Origin of the sequence: Kitasatospora arboriphila (assembly GCF_039528095.1) — a bacterium.
In the GTDB taxonomy this organism is placed as follows: domain Bacteria; phylum Actinomycetota; class Actinomycetes; order Streptomycetales; family Streptomycetaceae; genus Kitasatospora; species Kitasatospora arboriphila.
In genome coordinates, this window is sequence record NZ_BAAALD010000293.1 from 1 (window position 1) to 558 (window position 558).

General features: G+C 57.2%; 1 protein-coding gene. It reads right to left on the bottom strand.

The window, feature by feature from the left end:
- Positions 1–158: 158 nt before the first annotated feature.
- On the bottom strand, positions 159–558 hold a 400-nt coding region (locus tag ABD353_RS40040), incomplete at its 5' end, for an alkaline phosphatase (RefSeq protein ID WP_344628615.1).

The window sequence follows — 558 nt, forward strand, 5'->3', positions numbered from 1 at the left end:
CTGCCGCGCCAACCGCGCTGATAAAGATCAAGCCAAACAGTAGGGTCATCAATAAAGTTATTTTCATCGCACCATCCTTCTGTGAGTGGAACGTTGTAAGTCTGGACGCAGATAGAAAAAAAACCAGCCGGTGACGCAATTTCGCCACCGGCAGCGACTTATTTGAGACTCAGGGCAGCTTTCATGGTCGTGAACAGGTCGGTCTGATCGGTCAGGCCGACGACGTTAGCCGCATGCGGACCGTAGGCCGCAATGCGCAGTTGGGTGCCGGTGTGCTCCATCGACTCTTCCTCAGAGTTGCCGTAGCTCATCACCATCACCGCGCCATCGTGCGTGTTCAGACCCTGGGTCAGCCCCGGGGCTTTGCTATCCGCCGGGATGATCTGGCTGGCATGCGCATGGTCGGCGGTGACGATCACCAGGGTATTACCGTCTTTTCGCGCGAATTCCAGCGCCTTCTGCACCGCTTCGTCAAGATCAACCGTTTCGCCGATCTGGCCGCACGGATTGGCCGCATGGTCCTGCTTATCGATGGAAGCGCCTTCGACTTGCAGGAAG